Origin of the sequence: Burkholderia sp. HAN2018, assembly GCF_024704855.1 — a bacterium.
Taxonomy (GTDB): Bacteria; Pseudomonadota; Gammaproteobacteria; order Burkholderiales; family Burkholderiaceae; genus Burkholderia; species Burkholderia cepacia.
This window is the reverse complement of sequence record NZ_QOBB01000136.1, coordinates 1-19515: the sequence shown is the minus strand read 5'-3', so window position 1 is coordinate 19515 and position 19515 is coordinate 1. Positions and strand designations below refer to the sequence as shown.

Sequence of the window (19515 nt, the reverse complement as noted above, 5' to 3'; positions counted from 1 at the left end):
CCGGGCCCGACGCGCCTGCCGCGCCGCTGGCGGGCTGCGCCGCGTTGGCGGCCGGTGCGGCCGGTTCGGGGAAGTTCGCGCCGTCGTTGTTCGCCATGTAGACGATCGCACGGGCGATTTCATAGTCGCTGACGTCGTCGGGGCTCGTGCCGCCGCGCGGCGGCATCGCACCCTTGCCGGCCAGCGCCGTCTTCAGCAGCGTGTCGAAGCCTTGCGAGATGCGCGGCGCCCAGTCGTCCTTGTTGCCGAATTTCGGCGCGCCGGCGGCGCCCGTGCCGTGGCAGGTCACGCAGACGGCCTTGTAGACAGCCTCGCCGGTCTTGTACGTGCGGGGCGCGTTGGCGTCCTTCACTTCGACCTGCGCGAGCGGGGCGATACGCGCGGCGACCTGCTCGTCGGATAGCGCGTCCGTGCCGGCGCCGGCGCGGAACGCATGGTTCGCATAATTGGCGAACAGGACGATCAGGATGATCGGAATCGCGAACGACGCGATGATGACGGCAATCAGCTGCCCGGGGGTTTTGACGGGAGATTCGTGGGGTGCTTCGCTCATGCTTGCCTCGTCTCCGTGAATAGGAATTGTGAGCGCGGTGCAACGGCAAAATGGCAGTCCAATGAAGCACGGACGATTATAGACGGAACGTTTACATCACGGCGAGCGGCGCGATGGCGCGTGTTTACCCGCACGCAGCGCGGTGCGGCGGGGATTCGTCGGGCAAGGTGGACGCGTCATGGGAAACCGGGTATCCTTGCCGTCTTGCCAATCGTGGGCGGCCTGTATATTGGGGTCGTTTCACTGTCTCACGCGCCCGTAGCTCAATGGATAGAGTACTGCCCTCCGAAGGCAGGGGTTGCTGGTTCGATCCCAGCCGGGCGCGCCAAAACATGCCTGTTCAGGCGCTCGGCGGTTTCGCCGTCTCATCCCCATCACCATTTCCCCGCTTGCAGTAATATTCCGGCCGGCTATCAGCATGGCGGTTTCCGATCGCGTGCATCCGACCGGGCGAAACCTTGCACCGATGTCGTTCGACGCACCCGAAGCCGGCCTGAAACGCCGATTGAACATGTCGACCGAAACGAGGAACAGCCGCCCGGAAACCGGCGCCGCGATCACCGCATGACCAAATCCCACCCAGTCCAGATCATCAACGGCCCGGACGGCGCGCCAGCCTTCGTCGTGATCCCGTACGCGGACTATGTCGCGCAGCGGTGCGCCGCACGCGACCTGATTCCGCACGAGCTCGTGACGCGCGTCGTGTTCGACGGAAGCTCGCCCGCGCGCGCGTGGCGCGAGCATCTCGGCCTGACGCGGGCCGAGATGCTCGCGCGGCGGATCGGCATCAGTCGCGCGGACTACGCCAAACAGGAAAAGCGCGGGAAGCTGCGCAAGTCGATGCGCAAGAAGGTTGCGGCCGCGCTCGACATCACGATCGCGCAGCTCAACCTCTGACCCGCGGCGCAGCGCCGCGAGCGGCCCTGCATGCAGGCCCGGCACGCCGTCGCGCCGCCTCGCCGATGTGCGAGAATCCCCCGCAACGACAACTCCAAGCGTCGATCGCGGCGGCCGTCCGCGCATCGCGCCGACTCCCGATGGCTGCCATTCCGTCTACCTCGACCGCAGTCGATGCCCGCGCGCTGACCGATGCGCAGCACGCGCTGCTCGCGCGTCTGCGAGCGTATTCCCCTGACGACCCGAACGCGCCGCTGCCGTACAGCCGGCGTCTTGCCGAAGCCGAAGGCTGGTCGCATGCGCACGCGCTGGCCGTGATCGACGAATACAAGCGCTTCGCGTTTCTCTCGCAGGCGGCCGGACACCCGGTCACGCCGTCGGTCGCGGTCGATGCCGCGTGGCATTTCCACCTGCAATACACGCTCGAATACTGGGACGTCTTCTGCGCCGGCGTGCTGCGCGCGCGGCTGCATCACATGCCCGGCACGGGCGCGCCGGACGAGGCCGCCGCGTACGCGCAGCGTTATCGCGACACGCTGGACAGCTATCGCCGGCTGTTCGGCTGCGAGCCGCCGGAGTCGATCTGGCCGCGGCCTGCCGGCCTGCGTGCCGCATCCGGATCGCTGCCCCCGGAACCGTCGGCTGCGAATGGGGCGGGGGACGCGAACTCGCCGGCCGCCGTGCCGGCGCGCAGGACCTGGCGCGACCGGCTGCCGAAACTCGCCTGGCCGGCTGCCGCTGCGAGCGTCGCCGCGACCTGCGCATCGGCGCAGGACTTCAACGTGCTGAACTACGCGGGGTCGCAGTTTCTCGCGTTCTATGTGCCGGCGTGCGTCGTCGCGTTGTTGCTGATCGTCGTGCTTCAGGCGATCGAGTTCCGCTGTCGACGCTGGGGCGGGCATACGCGCAAGGCGTCGGCCGACCTGAGCACCGACGAAGTCGCCTATCTCACCGGCGGCGAGGCACGGGTCGCCCAGGTCGTGACGATGTCGCTCGCGCAGGCGGGCGCGGTCGACCTGTGGGCCGCACCCGGGCAGGGTGGCTACGTGCAGATCGCCGACATGGAACGTGCGGGGCGCCATGACGACCACTGCGCGTGGCTCAAGGAGCAGCCGTCCGGCACCGTGAGCTACGACGTGTTTCGCAAGCGACTCGCCGGGTATGCGCAGGAGGTCGTCGACGGAATGCGCGCACAAGGCTGGCTGTGGGCACCCGGCGAGATGCGCGCGTCGCGCCTGGCCGCGCGTGCGATCGTGCTGATCGTACTGGGCACGGGGGCCGCGAAACTCGCGATCGGCCTGAGCCGCGGGCGGCCCGTGTTGCTGCTCGCGGTCTGCATGGTGGTGTTCGCGGTCGCGTACCGGATCGTCGTGCGGCGGCTGACCGGTTTCGGGCGCGGTGGGGCGACGGCTGCCGGGCGGGCCGCGCTGCTTGCGCGCCGGATCGCGCACGATCCGCGCGCCGCGCGAAATCCGCAGCGCCCGCAACCCTCGCAACCCGATGCGCACGCAGCACAGCAGACGCAGCAGACGCAGCAGACGCAGGACCGCGAACGCGACGACCCGGACCCGTTGTTGTGGACTGCCGCGCTGTTCGGTGCGGGTGCGCTGGCCGGCACCGCTTGGTCGGTGTATTCGCAAACCGTGCAGACCGCGTCGCGGATGTCGTCGCTCGCCGCCCTGAAAGCGGGCAGCGGTAGTTCGTTCGATGCATCGGACAGCAGTTGCTCGTCGTCGAGCTGCAGTTCGTCGAGTTCGTGCAGTTCCAGCTCGTGCAGTTCGAGTAGTTGCGGTGGGTGTTCGTCGAGTAATTGAGCGCGGGGGAGTGAGCGGCGCACACCGTTGGTGAAGGCGGCGGCGGCACATCGCCACGGCGGCCGGCTCCCGTGACGGAACCGGCCGGCCGGATCGAAGCTGCGACTCTGCCGACGTGTGAGCATCACGAAGGAAAACCGGGCGTCAACGCCCGAGCGCCGAATGATGCACGCACCCGTCATCGGCCGGCGACGGCAATTCCACGCCCACGCGCGGCGCATCCGGGCCGCGGACGCGAGACCTCACCAGCCCCTATCTCCGGAACAGAAGCCAGAACGCCGTTCTTATTCGTTGTCGGTTGCCGTCGCCGGCTTTCTATACTGCATCGTCCCTGCTCGTGGCCGATGTGCCGCGACGTTTTCCACCGCCGTTTCGAGCGGCCCGGCATCGAGCCGCCGCACCGGCACACTTGCGACCGCGAATGAACGTTACGACCTCCGACGATTGTATTGGCGTGCTGCCTGACCATCCGTGGGCGAAGCATTTCATCGTGCTCGGCTACCGGGATGGTGCCTTTTCGGCGATTCCGAACAATTTTTTCCGCAACTGGGTCGATGAAGAGGCGCCGATGGGGACGTGTCATATCGGCCGGTGCTCGTCGATCGGTGTGGGATCGATCGCAAAGTACGATCGGGACGTTCAGAAACTCGTGATCGGCAAGCACGTGGCTGGCGGAATGCGTCTGCGATTCCTGTTGAATGGCCAGCACGAGATCCGGACCATTTCCACGAGCCTGTTCAGCCTCTACGGTAACGGCCTCGAGAATCCGCCGATGCCGCAATACGCGGACACCGTGATCCACAACGACGTCTGGATCGGCGACGAAGCGCTGTTTCTCGGTGGCAGTCAGATCGAGAGCGGATGCGTGATCGGCGCGCGGGCCGTCATCCCGCCCAATTTCCGCACCGAGGCGTACGGCATTTATGCCGGTTCGCCGGCTCGTCTGATTCGCTTCCGTTTCACGGAAAAAGTGCGCGAACGACTGCTGCAGCTCGCGTGGTGGGACATGCCGCTCGACTGGATCAAGCAGAACAACGATGCATTTCTGGTCGATTTCACCGCCGACGAAGAGCGCGCACTCGACACGCTCGCAGCGCTCCAGGAGGCCAGGGACCGGGCCGTCAGCCAGCCGGGCCAACCGGCCGCCGTGCCGGCGTCCGTCTGAACGTCCGTTCGCGCCGCGCGCCGTGCGGCGCCGCATGACATGACCCCTGCTTCCGACGAATCCGCGCTGGTTCAACACGCGGCGACCCTGTGCCAGAACGGACAGTTCGCCGACGCACTGTCACTCGTCGCGCCCCTGCTCGACCGGCCGGTGCCGGCAGTCGCGGCGCTGCACATCGCGGCCGTCTGCGCGCTCGGCCTGAACCGGCTGGCCGACGCGGAAGCATGGTGGCGGCGCGCGATCGACGCGATGCCGGCGTTCGAGCCGGCCTGCGACGGCCTCGGCGCGTTGCTCGTGTCGCAAGGGCGCCTGGCCGATGCCGAGGCACTCCTGCGCCAGCAGCTCGCGTCCGTCACGCCGTTGCGGGCGTCGCACCATCACCGGTTCGGCAAGGTGCTCGAAGCGCTCGGCCGGCTCGATGAAGCCGAGCAGGCATTCGGGCAGGCGCTGCTGATCGAGCCGCAGTCGGCCGACGTGCTGACCGATCTCGGCAACCTGTTGCGTGTGCTCGGCCGCCAGGCCGAAGCGGAACTCGCCTACCGGCTCGCGATTACCGTGCGCACGGACTCCGTGCTCGCGCACGCCAATCTCGGCGCGATCCTCGTCGACATGCAGCGGCTGCCGGAAGCGGAAGCCGCCAGCCGCCAGGCGCTCGCGCTGTGCCCGGATCACCCGGAGGCGCACTACAACCTCGGCGTCGCGCTGCAGAACCTCGATCGCCTGCCGGAAGCCGAAGCGGCCTATCGCGACGCGATCCGTTGCCGTCCCGGCCTGCCGCAGCCGCACAACAATCTCGGCTGCGTCCTGCGCGCGCAGGGTCGTCACGACGAAGCGATGGCCGTGTTCGCCGAGGCGCTGTCGCTCGCTCCGGACATGGCCGAAGTGCACTACAACCTCGGCACCACGTTCGCGCATGCCGGCCGCCACGACGACGCCGAACGCGCGTACCGCCGTGCGCTCGAACTGCGTGCGGACTATGGCGATGCGCGTTTCGGCCTGGCGACGCTGTTGCTCGGCCTGGGCCGGTTCGAAGAAGGCTGGCGGCGCTACGAATCGCGCTACGAACACACGGCGTTCGTGCACCGCCGGACCCGCGAGGTGCTGCGGTGCGCGCAGTGGCAGGGTGAGCCGCTCGCCGGCAAGACGCTGCTCGTCTGGCAGGAAGACGGCCTGGGCGACATGCTGCAGTTCAGCCGCTATTTCGCGGAATTTCGTGAGCGGCACGCGGCGCGCGTGGTGTTCGCGTGCCAGCCCGCGCTGCATCGGCTGATGGCGACGGTCGACGGCGTCGACGCGGTGCTCGATCACGAGACGGCGATGGCGCAAGCCGCGCAGTTCGATTACTGGACGAGTTTGCTGAGCGCGCCGATGCACATGGGCACGACACTCGACACGATCCCGCCGCCGGTGCGGCTCGCGCCCGATCCGGCCAGCGTCGCGCGCTGGCGCACACGCGTCGATGTATTGCCGGCCGGCCCGCGCGTCGGCCTCGTGTGGAAAGGCAACCCGAAGCATCACAACGACGCGCACCGCTCGCTGCCGTCGCTTGCGTTGCTGACGCCGCTGTGGAGCGTGCCGGGGGTGAATTTCGTGAGTCTGCAGAAAGGGCAGGGCGAGGACGAGGCGCGTCAGCCGCCGGGCGGCCTGCCGTTGCTGCATCTGGGCTCGGAGCTCGACGATTTCGCGGATACGGCCGCGATCGTCGCGCAACTCGATCTCGTGGTGTGCGTCGACACGTCCACCGCGCATCTGGCCGCGTCGCTCGGCAAGCCTTGCTGGGTGCTGCTGCCGAATCAGGACGTGGACTGGCGCTGGATGCACGGCCGCGACGATTCGCCGTGGTATCCGGGCACGGTGCGGCTGTTCCGGCGCGGGCGCGACGAGAGCTGGATCCGGTTGGCCGAGCGCTTGCGGGCGGCGTTTGCCGCGCATTTTGCAGCGGGTCGCGTGACGGCGGACGAGACGGCGCAGGTCGTCTGACATGACGGCGCGCGCCGCGCGGGTATGGCGACGCGGCATACTGCGGGGAACGCGGCAAGGCCGCCCCTGCTTTCAGATCAATCGAGGCCCTTGTGGAAAACATCGTCATCGTCGGCTCGTCCGGTCACGCCAAGGTCGTGATCGACATCGTCGAACAGGCTGGCCGGTACCGGATCGCCGGGCTGATCGATTCGTTCCGGCCCCGCGGCGAGGAGACCCTCGGCTACGCGGTGCTGGGCGCCGAACGCGACCTGCCGGATCTGGTCGGTGCGCACGGCATCGCCGGGCTGCTGGTCGCCATCGGCGACAACCACGCGCGAGAGAACGTGACGGCCGCACTTGCGGCGCTCGTGCCGGGCCTGCCGTGCGTGTCGGCGGTGCATCCGGCCGCATGCATCGGCAAGGCGTCGACGATTGGCGCGGGGACGGTCGTGATGGCCGGCGCGGTGATCAACCCGTGCTGCACGATCGGCAGCGGGTGCATCGTCAATACGAACGCGTCGCTCGATCACGACGGCACGATGGAGGATTTCTCGAGTCTCGCGCCAGGCGTCGTCACGGGCGGCAACTGCCGGATCGGCCGCGGCGCGGCGATCGGCCTCGGTGCGATGCTGCGGCACCGGATCGCGGTGGGCGAGCACGGCGTCGTGGGCGCGGGCGCGGTCGTGCTGCACGACGTCGAGCCGTACACCGTCGTGTACGGCAACCCGGCCCGCCGGATCCGCGCGCGCGCGGCCGGCGAGCGTTACCTGTAGGCGTCGCGCGTCAGCGCGCGATCAGCTCGACGATACGGCGGACCATGTCGTCGGTGAGCGCCGGGTAGATCGGCAGGCACAGCACCTTGCGCGCGGCCTCGGTCGCGACGGGCAGGTTGTCGCGGTTGGCGGACGGCAGCCCGCGGTACATCGGGAATTCCGAAATCAGCGGATGGAAGTAGCGGCGCGCGTACACGTCGTAGTCGCGCAGCTTCCGGTACAGCCCGTCGCGATCGAGCGGGTAGTCTTCGTCGACGAGGATCGCGAAATACGCGTGGTTCGCGACGGTCTGGCCGCCGAGCGGCACGCAGCGGATGCCGCGCACGTCGGCGAGCAGCGTGCGGTACAGCGTGTCGATTTCGCGGCGGCGCGCGAGCGCGCCGTCGATGTGCTGCAACTGCAGCATCCCGAACGCGGCGTTGATTTCGCTCATCTTGCCGTTGATGCCGGGCGCGACGACCGTGACTTCGTCGACGAAACCGAAGTTCTTCAGGTGATCGATCCGTTGCTTGGTCTTCGCGTCGGGGCAGATGATCGCGCCGCCTTCGAACGTGTTGAACACCTTCGTCGCGTGGAAGCTCAGCACCGACAGATCGCCGTGGGTGAGCACGCTGCCGGTGGTGTTCTGCACACCGAACGCATGCGCGGCGTCATAGATCACGCGCAGGTTGTAGTTGTCGGCGATCTTCTGGATTGCGTCGACGTCGCACGGATTGCCGTAGCAGTGCACGGGCATGATCGCGGTGGTTTGTGGCGTGATCGCCGCCTCGATGCGCGCGGGGTCCAGGTTGAGCGTGCCGGGCGTGACGTCGACGAATACCGGCTTGATGCCGTTCCACAGCAGCGAATGCGCGGTGGCGACGAACGAATACGGCGTCGTGATCACTTCGCCGTTGATGCGCAGCGCCTGCAGCGCGGTGACGAGTGCGAGCGTGCCGTTCGCGAACAGCGACAGGTGCGGCACGCCGAGATACTCGCACAGCGCGCGCTCGAACTGCTGGTGGAACGGGCCGCCGTTGGTCAGCGTGCGGCTCTCCCAGATCTTCTCCAGGTACGGCAGGAATTCGTCGAGCGGCGGCAGGTGCGGCTGCGTGACGTAGATGCGTTCGTGCGGCAGTTGCGCGACGGACGACGCGGGCAGGCTGGCGGTCATGATGGTCTCTCTCGATCTGACGTGAGGTTCAGGCCTCTGCCGCGGCCTGTGCGGTGGTCATGTCGTCGAACAGCGGCGTATCGAATGCGGTCGCGGGTTCGCCCGCGCACCAGCGGGTCCACATCGTGCGCAGCGCCGACGACAGCCCGGCCGCGACGACAGCCGGTCGGAACGCGGCGGACTCTCCGCAGCGCGCGCGCAGGCTGGCGCGAAGCGCCTGCAGCGCGGCGGTGTCGCGGCCGAGCGCCAGCGCCCTCGCGACGAAGTCGTCCTCGTCGGTCGCGATGTACGCGTCGAGCCCGACGTGCTGCAGCCAGCCCGCGCTGCCGCGCCCGGCCATCGTCGCGCCGGGGATCGTCACGGTCGGTACGCCCATCCACAGCGCGTTCAGCGTGGTCGTCGAACCGGTGTACGGGAACGCGTCGAGACAGAGGTCGACGCCGTGATGCTGCTGCATGTAGACGGGAATGTTCGAGCGCCGGTGGAACGTCAGGCGGCCGGCATCGATGCCGGCGGCTGCGAACCATTCGGTCAGCGTCTGCTGGTCGCCGTCGTTGCCGATCGCGCCGAGCGCCATGCGTGCGGTCGGGTCCGCGTGCAGCACGCGCGCCCAGACCTCGATCACGTGCGGGCTCAGCTTGTTCAGTCGGTTGAAGCTGGCGTACGTCGTATAGCCGTTGTGCAGCGCCGGCAGCACGTTGACGGGCGGGCAGTTCGGCGGCGGCATGAACGGCGCGATCGCGGGCAGCCGCACGATCTGCTCGACGAACTGGTCGTCGAATGCGCCGTGCGGCGCGACGAAGCGGTCCGTCAGGTAGTAGTCCATCGCGGCGAGGCCGGTCGTGGCCGGATAGCCGATCCACGACGCCTGAACCGGCGCGGCGCGCTGCGCCAGCGCAACGAGCCGGTTGCGGCCGGTATGGCCCGACAGGTCGATCACGATGTCGATGCCGTCGTTGCGCACGCGTTCGAGGAAGGCCGAGTCGCTCATGCCGGCGACGTTGCGCCAGGTCGTCGCGTGGGTCTTGAAGCGTTCCGACGTGTGATCCTCCTCGAAGTGATTGTGATAGAAGTGCATCGCAATGCCGGGATCGGCCGCGAGATGCTCGATCACGGGTACCGCGTAGGAGGCGACTGCGTGGCCGTACAGGTCTCCCGATACGAAGCCGACCTGCAGCTTGCGCGCCGGATCGCGCGGGTTCGAGAACACGGCCGCGCGCTTGCGCTTTTGATTGTCGTAGCGCTCGCCGAACTTGCGGTGCTCCGCCACGAGCGCCTGCGGATCGAATTCGGTGCTGTGCGCGATACAGAACAGCATGCTGCTGTGGGTGACGCTGTCGGTCGGGTTGATTTCGATCGCGCGCTTCAGCCAGCCTATCGCTTCCTGCGTTGCGCCCAGTTCGAGCAGCACGAAGCCGAGCGTGCCGCACGGCGCGGCGGCGCCGGGCGCGAGTTCGACCGCGCGCCGGCAGGCCGCGAGCGCTTCATTCGTGCGGCGCAGCGCGAACAGCACGAGACCGCGAATCCGCATGGCCTCCGGGTGATCGGGCTGAAGCTGGTACAGGCGCGTGCACTGCTCGTCGGCTTCGGCGAGACGGTTCATCGCCCGCAGCGTATCGGCGAGCAGGATGCGCACGAGGACTTCGTTCGGCAGCAATTCGACCGTGCGCAAGCCGGCCTCGATCATCTCCGCGAAGCGGCCTTCCCGGTGAAGCGAGGCGGACAGCGCGCGCCAGCATGCGCCGTCTTCCGGATAGTCGGCGACCAGTTTTCGTGCAAGCGCGGTGGCTTCCGCGTGCCTGTTCTTGTCGAACAGCGCTGCGTGCTTTTGCAGCAGCGTCTGATTGGGGCGGCGGGCAGACTTGCCGGAGTCGCTCCGCCCGGCCGCGGTTTCCAGGACGATCGCCGCGTCGATGCCGCTTGGGGCGGCCGCGACCGCTGCCGTTGCGAGCACGATGTCGGGTGACGCCAACTGGGCGATCAAGCCGTTCAGCGCGGGGCCGTGCACGCCGCGCTGCTGCGCGATTTCGACCGCGATCCACGCGGCGGCCGTCTGCCCGCTGCGATGCAGCGCGTGAATGTAGCTGACCCAGTAGTAGCCGTTGTCCGGGCTCGCGCCGAGGGCGGCTTCGAAATGCGGCACCGCGTCGGCCGCGTGGCCCGTATCGGCCAGCAGCACCGCGAGGTTGTAATGCGCATCCCCATGCGCGGGCACCGCGTCGAGGATGGCCTCGTACAGCGCCCGGGCGTCGTCGAACGCGCCGCTGCGATGGCGCTCGAGCGCGTTGTCCATGACGAGCGCAATGTCCTGCGCAAGCTGCTGTTCGGGCGTAAGCGTGGCGGAGGCGGACAGGTCGAGCGAGAGCATGATGGAATCTGCGGAAAGTCGGTCGATACCATTATGGGTAGCGCGCCGCTGCGCCGATGCCGCGAGATGACGGTAAAAGCCCGGTCAGTTTGGCCGATTGAACGGCCCGCCGCGGGGCCGGGCGGTGCGACTGGCGGCGCCCCAAAAAAAACGCCCGCACGAGGCGGGCGGAGGCGAACGAGCACGCCCTCACATCAGCGCGTAGTTCTTGTTGTCAGGTTGGCGGCGCACGCGTGTCGGGCGCCGCGTGGCGCGATTTAACGGCTCGCGATGCTCTGGTACTGGCCGACGGCCTGCACGCGGCCCATCGCCGCCTGGTATTCGTTGGTCAGCTCCTGCTGCGCGCGTTGCGCGTCGGCGAAGATGCGCGCGTTGCTGGCCTGAATCCGGCGGATCGCGGCGATGCCGGCCGGCGGCTGATCGGCCGCGAGCGACGCAACGAGCGGCTCGCGCAGGTCGACGAGGCGCGCCGCCTCGATCCAGTCGGCCATCGCGGCCGCATGTTCGATCGCGTCGGTGAGCGCGTCGAGCTGGGCGATCAGTTCGGTCTGTTCCATCGTGGCTCTCCTGTCCGGCCAGCGGTCAGCTCTTGTTGCTCGACAGCGCGCCGGCACTGTTCGTGCCGCCGAACAGCTGCGTCAGGTACTGCGAGTTGCTGTTCATCGTCGCCATCAGCGTGTTGAGCGCGGTGAATTGCGCCTGGTACTGGCTGGTCAGCTGCGCGACGTAGTTCGACAGGTTGGTCTGCTGCGTGGCGACGCTTTTCAGGTCGTTGTTGAGCGCGGTCGTGCGTGCGGCGATCAGCCCGCCCGTCTGCGTGTAGTTCGTGATGTCCTTCGTCAGCTGCTGGCCGATCCCGTTCGTCGAGTTGAACAGCGACGCGACGCCGGTCGGGTTGTTCTGCAGTGCGGAGTTGAGCGCGGTGCTGTCGACCTGCAGCGTGCCGTCGGCCTGCAGCGTGACGCCGATCGACGCGAGGTTGACCGTCGAGCCGTTGCTGCTCACGCCGCCCGCGACGACCGACGCGAGTGCGTTGCGGATCGTGTTCAGCGTCGAGTCGCCGAGCAGCGGGCCTTGCGACGACGCGCCGGCCGTGAAGCTCGACAGCGAGCCCATCGTCGTGACGAGCGTGTTGTAGAGCGTCACGAAGTTGTTGATCGCCGACGCTTGCGTCTTCGTGTCGGTGGCGACCGTCAGCGTCTGCGGCTGCGTGCCGCTGACGGCGGCCGAGGTCAGGTTCAGCGTGACGCCGGTGATCGCGCCCGTCACGGTGTTGCTCGCGCTCGTCGCGGCGATGCCGTTGATCGTGAAGGCGGCGTCCTGCGCGGCGGTGCTTTGCTTCCAGGCGGCGCTGCTGTTGGCGGACGCAATGGACGACTGGCCGCCCGTCGTGCTGGCCGTCGACGTGACGCCGAGGCTGGAGAGGCCGTTGTCGCCGGTCACGTTGCTGACCGTGACGCTGATCGCATTCGCCGCACCGGTCGGCGTCGAGCTGAGCACGAGGTGCGCGCCATCGCTGCCGTTGACGACGGACGCGACGATGCCCGGGTTACCGGTCGTGTTGTTGATCGCGGCGGCGATGCCGGACAGCGTGTTGTTGTTGCTGCCCACGTTGACCGTGAACGACTTGCTGCCGAGCGACAGCGTCATCGTGCCGGTGCCGAGCGCCGTCGACGCACCGAACGCGGCCGATGACAGCGACTGCGACGTCGCGATCTGCGTGACGCCGACCGAATAGCTGCCGGCGACGGCGCCGGCGCCCGCGGTCGCGGTCAGGCCGGTGCCGCTCGCGGTGGCGGTGAAGGTGTTTTGCAGCGAGCCGTTCGACAGTGTCGTGACGCCGGCCTGGAGTGCGCTCAGCGCGGCCGAAAGGGCGCCGTACGCGGAAATCTGGGTGTTGTCGCTGGCCTGCTGCGCGCTGAGCGCGGCGGTCTGGCCGGCGGTCTTCGCATTGACGAGTGCCGTCACGAGCGAGTTGACGTCCATCGACGAGTTGCCGGTCGATCCGCTGATGATCGATTGGGCGGCCTGTTGCAGCGCGCTGTTGGCCGAGCTGTTGGCGGCGGTGACGGCGGGATTGATCGTCGACATCGTAGTGCTCCGTGCGGCGGGTAGTCCGTGAAATTCTGGATAAGGACCTGGCGGCGGGGCAAGGCCCCGCGCGCCAAGTGACGACGGCCGGGCCGCGCGTTACGCGGGGCCCGGCCGTGGGTTGCTACGCGATTACTGCAGGAGCTTCAGGACCTGCTGCGGCAGCGAGTTTGCCTGTGCGAGCACCGAGATGCCAGCTTGTTGCAGCACCTGGTTCTTCGACATGTTCGCGGTTTCCTGCGCGAAGTTCGCGTCGGTGATCTGCGACTGTGCCGACGACAGGTCGGTCGATTCTGCCTGCTGCGCCGTGGCGATTGCCGTGAAGCGGTTTTGTGCCGCACCGAGCTGCGCCTGAACGTTGTTCACCGTCTGCAGCGCGTTGTCGATCGACACCATCGCGACGTTCGCGCCGCTGACGGTGCTGATGTCGAGGCCCGACACGGTTGCCGGCTTGTTGACGGCGTTGATCTGCGCAACTGCGTTCGTGATTGCGGTGAGCGCCGCCGACGACATGCTCGTGCTGGTTGCGCTCGCTTGAATCGACAGATTGCCGACTGCCGTGCCGTTGCTGGTCGTTGCGCTTGCGCCGAACACGGACTGAGCAACGGTTTGCGCGATGGCGCCGCCGTTCTGGTCGGTGAACGTGTAGCCACCTTGACCGTCCGACAGCACGTTGATCGCGGTAATCGCCGCGCCCGACGACGTGTACACGCCGGCGGTGTCGAGGCTCAGGCCCGTCACCGTACCGACCGTCTGGCCCTTCTGCACCAGGCCGCCGCCGATCTTGGCAGCCGACATGCTTTGGCTCAGGTCCAGCGAGATCGTCTGGCCGACGTTCGCGCCGACCTGGAACGACACGATGCCTGCGTTGCCGTTCAGGATGTTCGTGCCGTTGTACGTCGTTTGCGACGCGATACGGTTCACTTCCTGGATCTGTTGCGCAACTTCCTGTTGCAGTGCTGCCTGGTCGGTCGAGGACATCGTGCCCGTCGATGCCTGGACGGCCAGCTGGCGGATACGTTGCAGGCTGTTCGTCAGCGACGACAGTGCGCTCGATGCCGTTTGAATCATCGACACGCCGTCGTTCGCGTTCGACACGCCCTGGTTCAGACCGTTGATCTGGGTCTGCATCCGGGTCGAGATCGCGAGGCCTGCCGCGTCGTCTGCCGCGCTGTTGATGCGCTTGCCCGACGACAGGCGCGTGATGGCCTGGGACAGGGCGTTTTGCGAGCCGTTGAGGTTCTGCTGTGCAACCAGCGAGTTGATGTTGCTGTTAATTCCGAGCATGGAAAAATCTCCTGTGTAAGCCGAAAGCCCTGGAAAGCCGTTTTGGCGTCGGCGGAAGCACTCGTTCATTGCTGGCCGCCTCAGAGCAGGATTTCGGCGCACCAAAACAAAACTTGAGGGGCGCGTTGAGATTCGGCCCGATTTTTTATCCTTCTTTGTCATTTCGGACCGATCCGGCGCGATGCCGGATGGACGGGGCTTGAAAGCGGTCTCGCCACGCAGTCGTTCGCCTGTGCACACGCAATCGACAAAAGGGTGGTTTTGTCTGTGATTCCCTGCTATGATGGCGGGCTGAATTGAGATTTCTGTCAAGCCTCTGCCGTTTTCGGCGTGTCTGCTGGCAGTCAAACGCGGCGCTGCACGCGGCTTGTGAAGCGTACTCGCGGTGCTTTCCGCCTCTCTTTTCCGGCCTCCGAGGCCGTATTTCCGCTCGTTTCGCCTGTTTGTGGGGACGCTCGGATGGCCGGTGCGTGGCGCTTGGCCGCTACGTTTTTGACCGTTTAAGCAATTTAGGAACGACATGACGACGATTCTTCTGAAAGAAAACGAGCCGTTCGAAGTGGCGATTCGCCGCTTTCGCCGTGCTATCGAAAAAAATGGCCTGATCGCTGAACTGCGCGAGCGCCAGTCCTACGAAAAGCCGACCGCAGTCCGCAAGCGCAAGAAGGCAGCAGCCGTCAAGCGCCTGCACAAGCGCCTGCGCAGCCAGATGCTGCCGAAGAAGCTCCACTAAGAGCGTCTGACGGTTCGCCGCGAAACGGCGGAGCGAGCTTCGAAAGAAGCCGCTCCGCCGTTTTGCTTTTGCGGCTCGGGAAAATCCCGAGGCCGCCGCGGTGCGGCCATGCCGGCCGGCAGCCGGCGCGGCGCTCAGAAGTCGATCTTCGCGCTCAGGCTCACCGTGCGCGGGTCGCCCGGCTTCACGTAGTCCGCGTACTGGTATTCCCAGTAACGGCGGTTCAGCACGTTGTCGATCGACGCGCGCAGCGTCACGTCGTGGCGGCCGATCCGCGTCAGGTAACGCGCCCCCGCATTGACGACGAGAAAGCCCGGGGCGTCGAGGCCGCCGGCCGCGCGCAGCGGCGTCGCGCCGGTGAATTTCGCATCGACGCCGAGCGTCAGCCCCGGCACGCCGGGCACCGCATAGCCGATGTCGCCGGCGAGCACGAAACGCGGTGCGCCCGTGACGCGGTTGCCGTTGTTGCCGATCCCGTTCGCGTACCACGCGTCGACCAGCATCGCGTCGACGCCCGCGTTCCAGCGCGCGCCGAATTTCGCGCGCGCACCGAACTCGATCCCCTGAATGACCGATTCGCCGTCCTGCACGTAGACGTTCGCCGCGTTCGCATATTCGGCGCTGCGCTCGATGCGGAACAACGCGGCCGTCGCGCTCCAGCGCGCGTGCTCGCTCTTGATCCCCAGTTCGTACTGTTTGCTGCGCAGCGGCTTGAGCACCTGGCCGGCGTTCGCGTAGACGTCGTTCACGCGGCTGCCGGGCTCGAGCGATTCGGCGTAGCTCGCGTACGCGGTGGTCGTCGGCGCGAGCTTGAACATCACCGCGAACGTCGGCGTCACCACGCCGTTCTGGCGATAGCCGGGATCCTCGGCGCCGCTTGCCTGGAACGAGCGCTGCTCGTAGTTCATGTAGCGCACGCCGGCGAGCACCGACCAGCGCGCCGTGAGCTGCACGGTGTCGCTCGCGAACAGCGATTTCTGCACGATCTCGCTCGTGCGGTACTGGACGAAGCCGTGCGGGCTGTCGTAGCGGTACGGATTCGGCGCATACAGGTTGCCGGCGCCGAGCGGCACGAACACGCTGTTCGCCGAATAGTCGTTCGCCTGCTTCTGCCACGACGCGCCGATCACGATCTGGTGGCTGAACGCTCCCGTGCGTACCTTGCCCTCGACCATCGCGCGCCACTGGCTGAAGCGGTGATCCTCCATCCCGACGTAGCGGCTGTCGGTGTAGTTGCCGGCCGCATCCTGCAGGTACAGCGTGCTTTCGTTGCGACGGCGCGTCGCCTTGCTGTAGCCGTACGCGACGTCGAGCTGCCAGTCGGGCGCGAGCTGGTACTGCAGCCCGGCCGTATAGAGCTGTAGGTTCGTGTTCAGGTACTGGTCCCTGCCGCCGAGGTTCGTCGTGCCGCCGCTGATCGTCGCGGGCAGCACGCCGCCTGGATAGCTGCCGGTGAAGATCGACGGCGTCTGGCCCGTCGTGCGGCGATCCTGGTACAGCGCGCCGACATTCACCGACAGGTCGCGCGTCAGGTTCGCCTGCAGCGCGAGCGATACGCTGTCGCGGCGGATGTTGCCGTCGTTGTATGTCCTGCCTTCCTCGTGCGTCGCGTTCAGCCGCGCGCCGAACCTGCCGTCCGGCCCGAAGCGCTGGCCGAGATCGACGTGCTCGGTCCACGCATTGGTGCTCCGGTAGCCGACGTCGACGCTGCGCACGGGTTCGGCGCCAGGCTGCTTCGTCACGTAGTTGACGACGCCGCCGGGCGTCACGAAGCCGTACAGGAAACCGCCGAGCCCCTTCAGCAGCTCGACGCGATCGAGCTGCTCGTACGGCATCGTGATCCCGTACGTGACGAACGGCAGCCCGTCGATCTTGTAGCCGTTCTGCCAGTCGAGCTGCATGCCGCGTACGGTCATGTAGCTGGCCCACGCGCTGTACGCGCCGCTGTTGTCGGACACCGACGCGTCGTTCGCGAACACGTCGCCGAGCTTGTACGGCTGGCGTGCCTCGAGTTCCTCCGACGTGACGATCGTCGTCGAGAACGGCGTGTCGAGCTGGCGGCGCGTGCCGAGCGCGCCGGTGGAGACCGTGTCGGTCAGGTGCTGCGGCGAGTCGTGCGCGGCCGTGACGTTGACGGCAGGCAGCACCGTGGCGCCGCCGGGAGAATCGTCCGCGTGCGCGAGCGACGCGGCAATGCAGGCAAGGGCGGCGGCCATGCGACGTGGACGGACGGGAGGGCGGGCGAGGCTGACGGTCATCGTGGATAAGTAAAAATGCAAGTAAGAATCATTCGCATTGCGATAAAATGCCGCGCATCGTACCAAAACCCGTCGAACGCGCAACAATTCCATGCCGCGTGCAAGGGCATCCGGCCTCGCCAGCGACGGCCGGCACCGCTCGTGCGCGGCGCGTGACCTCAAATGACCTGCATTCCGTTGATCCGGGGCCGCTCGTGCCGGCCTGCTTTCCCTTTGCCGGGGGCGCGATGAATGCGTTCCTGCGACCGTTTCTCGTCCGCCTGCATCGCTGGTTCGGCCTCGCGATCGCGCTGTTCCTGTTCGCCGCGGGGCTGACCGGCGCACTGATCGCGTGGGACCACGAGCTCGACGCGCGACTGAACCCGGACTTCTACACCGCACGCAGCGATGCGGCGCCGCTTGATCCGCTCGCGCTCGCGGCGCGCATCGAGGCCGCCGACCCGCGCGTGCAGGTGACCTATCTGCCGCTCGCGATCGAACCGGGCCATACGCTGCAGGCCGGCGTGATGCCGCGCACCGATCCGGCGACCGGCCAGCCGTACGCGCTCGACTTCAGCCAGATCGCCGTCGATCCCGCGACCGGCGCGGTGCAGGGGCGCCGCGAATGGGGCGCGCCGTCGCTCGCGCGGCTCGACCTGATGCCGTTCATCTACCGGCTGCACTACTCGCTGTTCCTGCCGGTGTACGGCGGGATCAACTTCGGGTTCTGGGTGATGGGCGTTGTCGGCATCGTGTGGGCGATCGACAGCCTGATCGCGCTCGTGCTCGCGTTTCCGAACCTGAAAAGCTGGCGCAAGTCGTTCGCGTTCCGCGTGCGGCGCGGCGGCTATCCGCTGGTGTTCGACCTGCACCGCTCGGGCGGCGTGTGGGTGTGGGGGCTGCTGCTGGTCGTCGCGGTCACGTCGATCTCGATGAATCTCGCCGTGCCCGTCGTGCGGCCGCTGGTATCGCTGGTGTCGCCGCTCGCCGAGACGCCGTACACGAATCCCGAACACTTCCCGCCCGCGCCGCCGGGCAGCACGATGCTGCCGCGCGAGCGGATCGTCGAGATCGCGCGCGCGGCCGGGCGCGACGCCGGGATCGCCGCGCCGCCCGGCGCGCTGCTGTTCGCGCCGGCGATGAATGCCTACGCAGTCGGGTTCTTCACGCCCGGCAACGATCACGGCGACGTCGGGCTCGGCAACGCGTGGCTCTACTGGGACGCGGTGACCGGCAAGCCCGTCGCCACCCAGGTGCCGGGCCGCGGCTCGGCCGGCGACCTGTTCATGCAGGCGCAGTTTCCGCTGCACTCGGGGCGGATCGCCGGCGTCGCGGGCCGCGCCGCGGTGAGCGTGCTCGGGATCGTCATCGCGATGCTGAGCGTGACGGGCATCTGCATCTGGGTGAAGAAGCGCAGCGCGCGCGTGCGGGCCGCACGCAGTGCGCGGGCGGTTGCGCCGGCGCCGTCGCGCGCCGCGAGGTGAGCGGTTGCGCGTTGCGCATCGTTTCGTGAGGGGGCGGCTGGCAGCCTGGCCGGAATTGCCGGCATAACCGGCATAACCGCCGCAGGGCCGCGGCGAACGACGGGCGGCCGGCGGATGCCCGCGCCGTCAGCCCGCCTTGCGCCGGCGTGCCGGCTGCTTGCCGCCGAGCGCCGCGCATTGCGCGTGGCACGGGCAGCCGACCTCGTGATCGTTGACCATGCCGGTGGCCTGCATCAGCGCATAGCAGATCGTCGAACCGACGAACTTGCAGCCGTACGCCTTCAGCGCCTTGCTGAGCGCGTCGGACTGCTCGGTCGACGCGGGCGCGTCGCGGTACGACTGCCACGCGTTCTGGACCGGCGTGCCGCCGACGAACGACCACAGGAACGCGGCGAGCGACCCGTGCTCTTCCCGGATGCGCTGCACGGCACGCGCATTGGTGACCGCCGATTCGACCTTGGCGCGATTGCGCACGATGCCGGGATTCTCGAGCAGCTTTTCGATGCGCTTCGGCGTGAAGCGCGCGACGGCATCGACGTCGAAATCCGCAAAGGCGTCGCGATAGCCCGCGCGCTTGTTCAGGATCGTCGACCACGACAGCCCGGCCTGCGCACCTTCCAGGATCAGCATTTCGAACAGGTGGCGATCGTCGTGCGACGGCACGCCCCACTCGGTATCGTGATAGTGAGCATCCGCTTCAGTCTTCACCCAGTTGCACCGCTGCGACATCGTCTGCCTCGTTTTCAGTGTCGATTCGATCGCGCCAGCATAGCGGAAGCCCTTTTCACGGAACAGCCGGCCGAACGGCAGATGGGCGCGCGGCGCCGATCCGGTTAAGCTTGGCGCCTGTTCGAATCAGCGGGATGAAGGCATGGCGGCATTACTTTTTGCGATCGGGATCGACGGTGGCGGCACGGGCACGCGCGCGGTGCTGGCCGACCGGCACGGGCGCGAGCTCGCGCAGGGGCGCGGCGGCCCGTCGGGGCTCGGGCTCGGCA

16 protein-coding genes, 1 tRNA gene and 1 pseudogene are annotated in these 19515 nt (G+C 67.7%); 10 read left to right on the top strand and 8 right to left on the bottom strand.

The window, feature by feature from the left end; all coding sequences use genetic code 11:
* The coding region (locus tag DPV74_RS27155; RefSeq protein ID WP_162923147.1) for a cytochrome c5 family protein at positions 1 to 553 on the bottom strand (553 nt) is incomplete at its 3' end.
* A 252-nt stretch (positions 554 to 805) separates the two neighbouring features.
* On the opposite strand from DPV74_RS27155, the gene DPV74_RS27150 reads away from it, so the two are divergent.
* From DPV74_RS27150 to DPV74_RS27120, 7 genes are all read left to right on the top strand, one after another.
* Positions 806 to 881, top strand: a tRNA-Arg gene (locus tag DPV74_RS27150).
* Entirely contained in the window at positions 852 to 1121 is a 270-nt protein-coding gene (locus DPV74_RS27145) for a hypothetical protein (protein ID WP_257943096.1), read from the top strand. Before DPV74_RS27150 ends, DPV74_RS27145 begins: the two co-directional genes overlap by 30 nt.
* Entirely contained in the window at positions 1118 to 1450 is a 333-nt protein-coding gene (locus tag DPV74_RS27140) for a helix-turn-helix domain-containing protein (RefSeq protein ID WP_119338310.1), read from the top strand. Before DPV74_RS27145 ends, DPV74_RS27140 begins: the two co-directional genes overlap by 4 nt.
* A gap of 140 nt (positions 1451 to 1590) precedes the next feature.
* Positions 1591 to 3264, top strand: coding sequence for a TIGR04222 domain-containing membrane protein (locus tag DPV74_RS27135; protein WP_119338309.1), 1674 nt, complete (start codon positions 1591 to 1593; stop codon positions 3262 to 3264).
* Positions 3265 to 3685: 421 nt separating this feature from the next.
* Positions 3686 to 4429, top strand: a complete 744-nt coding sequence (locus tag DPV74_RS27130) for an acetyltransferase (RefSeq protein WP_119338308.1) — start codon at positions 3686 to 3688, stop codon at positions 4427 to 4429.
* A 39-nt stretch (positions 4430 to 4468) separates the two neighbouring features.
* Positions 4469 to 6409 (top strand): tetratricopeptide repeat protein, encoded by a 1941-nt coding sequence (locus DPV74_RS27125; RefSeq protein ID WP_119338307.1) that lies wholly within the window; start codon positions 4469 to 4471, stop codon positions 6407 to 6409.
* Positions 6410 to 6501: 92 nt separating this feature from the next.
* Complete coding sequence (locus DPV74_RS27120; RefSeq protein WP_027788661.1) at positions 6502 to 7164, top strand: acetyltransferase; 663 nt, start codon at positions 6502 to 6504, stop codon at positions 7162 to 7164.
* A gap of 10 nt (positions 7165 to 7174) precedes the next feature.
* On the opposite strand, the gene vioA is transcribed toward DPV74_RS27120, so the two are convergent.
* From vioA to DPV74_RS27095, 5 genes are all read right to left on the bottom strand, one after another.
* Positions 7175 to 8317 (bottom strand): dTDP-4-amino-4,6-dideoxy-D-glucose aminotransferase VioA, encoded by a 1143-nt coding sequence (vioA, locus tag DPV74_RS27115; RefSeq protein WP_027788660.1) that lies wholly within the window; start codon positions 8315 to 8317, stop codon positions 7175 to 7177.
* A 28-nt stretch (positions 8318 to 8345) separates the two neighbouring features.
* Positions 8346 to 10685, bottom strand: coding sequence for a tetratricopeptide repeat protein (locus DPV74_RS27110; protein WP_119338306.1), 2340 nt, complete (start codon positions 10683 to 10685; stop codon positions 8346 to 8348).
* A 257-nt stretch (positions 10686 to 10942) separates the two neighbouring features.
* Positions 10943 to 11242, bottom strand: coding sequence for a flagellar protein FliT (locus DPV74_RS27105; protein WP_027788658.1), 300 nt, complete (start codon positions 11240 to 11242; stop codon positions 10943 to 10945).
* Positions 11243 to 11267: 25 nt separating this feature from the next.
* Positions 11268 to 12776 (bottom strand): flagellar filament capping protein FliD, encoded by a 1509-nt coding sequence (gene fliD / locus DPV74_RS27100; protein ID WP_048025301.1) that lies wholly within the window; start codon positions 12774 to 12776, stop codon positions 11268 to 11270.
* Positions 12777 to 12908: 132 nt separating this feature from the next.
* Complete coding sequence (locus DPV74_RS27095; protein WP_021161125.1) at positions 12909 to 14063, bottom strand: flagellin; 1155 nt, start codon at positions 14061 to 14063, stop codon at positions 12909 to 12911.
* Positions 14064 to 14583: 520 nt separating this feature from the next.
* On the opposite strand from DPV74_RS27095, the gene rpsU reads away from it, so the two are divergent.
* On the top strand, positions 14584 to 14796 hold the full coding sequence (gene rpsU / locus DPV74_RS27090; RefSeq protein ID WP_006401410.1) for a 30S ribosomal protein S21: 213 nt from the start codon (positions 14584 to 14586) through the stop codon (positions 14794 to 14796).
* Between the two features lie 134 nt (positions 14797 to 14930).
* Here the strand turns inward: rpsU and DPV74_RS27085 are convergent, their stop codons facing one another.
* Positions 14931 to 17054, bottom strand: a complete 2124-nt coding sequence (locus tag DPV74_RS27085; RefSeq protein WP_119338305.1) for a TonB-dependent siderophore receptor — start codon at positions 17052 to 17054, stop codon at positions 14931 to 14933.
* A 227-nt stretch (positions 17055 to 17281) separates the two neighbouring features.
* Between DPV74_RS27085 and DPV74_RS27080 the strand changes: the two genes are divergently transcribed.
* Positions 17282 to 18517, top strand: a complete 1236-nt coding sequence (locus tag DPV74_RS27080; RefSeq protein ID WP_119338304.1) for a PepSY domain-containing protein — start codon at positions 17282 to 17284, stop codon at positions 18515 to 18517.
* Positions 18518 to 18643: 126 nt separating this feature from the next.
* Here DPV74_RS27080 and DPV74_RS27075 read toward each other — a convergent pair whose 3' ends face one another.
* Positions 18644 to 19246, bottom strand: coding sequence for a DNA-3-methyladenine glycosylase I (locus DPV74_RS27075; RefSeq protein WP_059490251.1), 603 nt, complete (start codon positions 19244 to 19246; stop codon positions 18644 to 18646).
* A 142-nt stretch (positions 19247 to 19388) separates the two neighbouring features.
* Here DPV74_RS27075 and DPV74_RS27070 point away from each other — a divergent pair.
* Positions 19389 to 19515: pseudogene (locus tag DPV74_RS27070) on the top strand (ATPase); the annotation flags it as partial.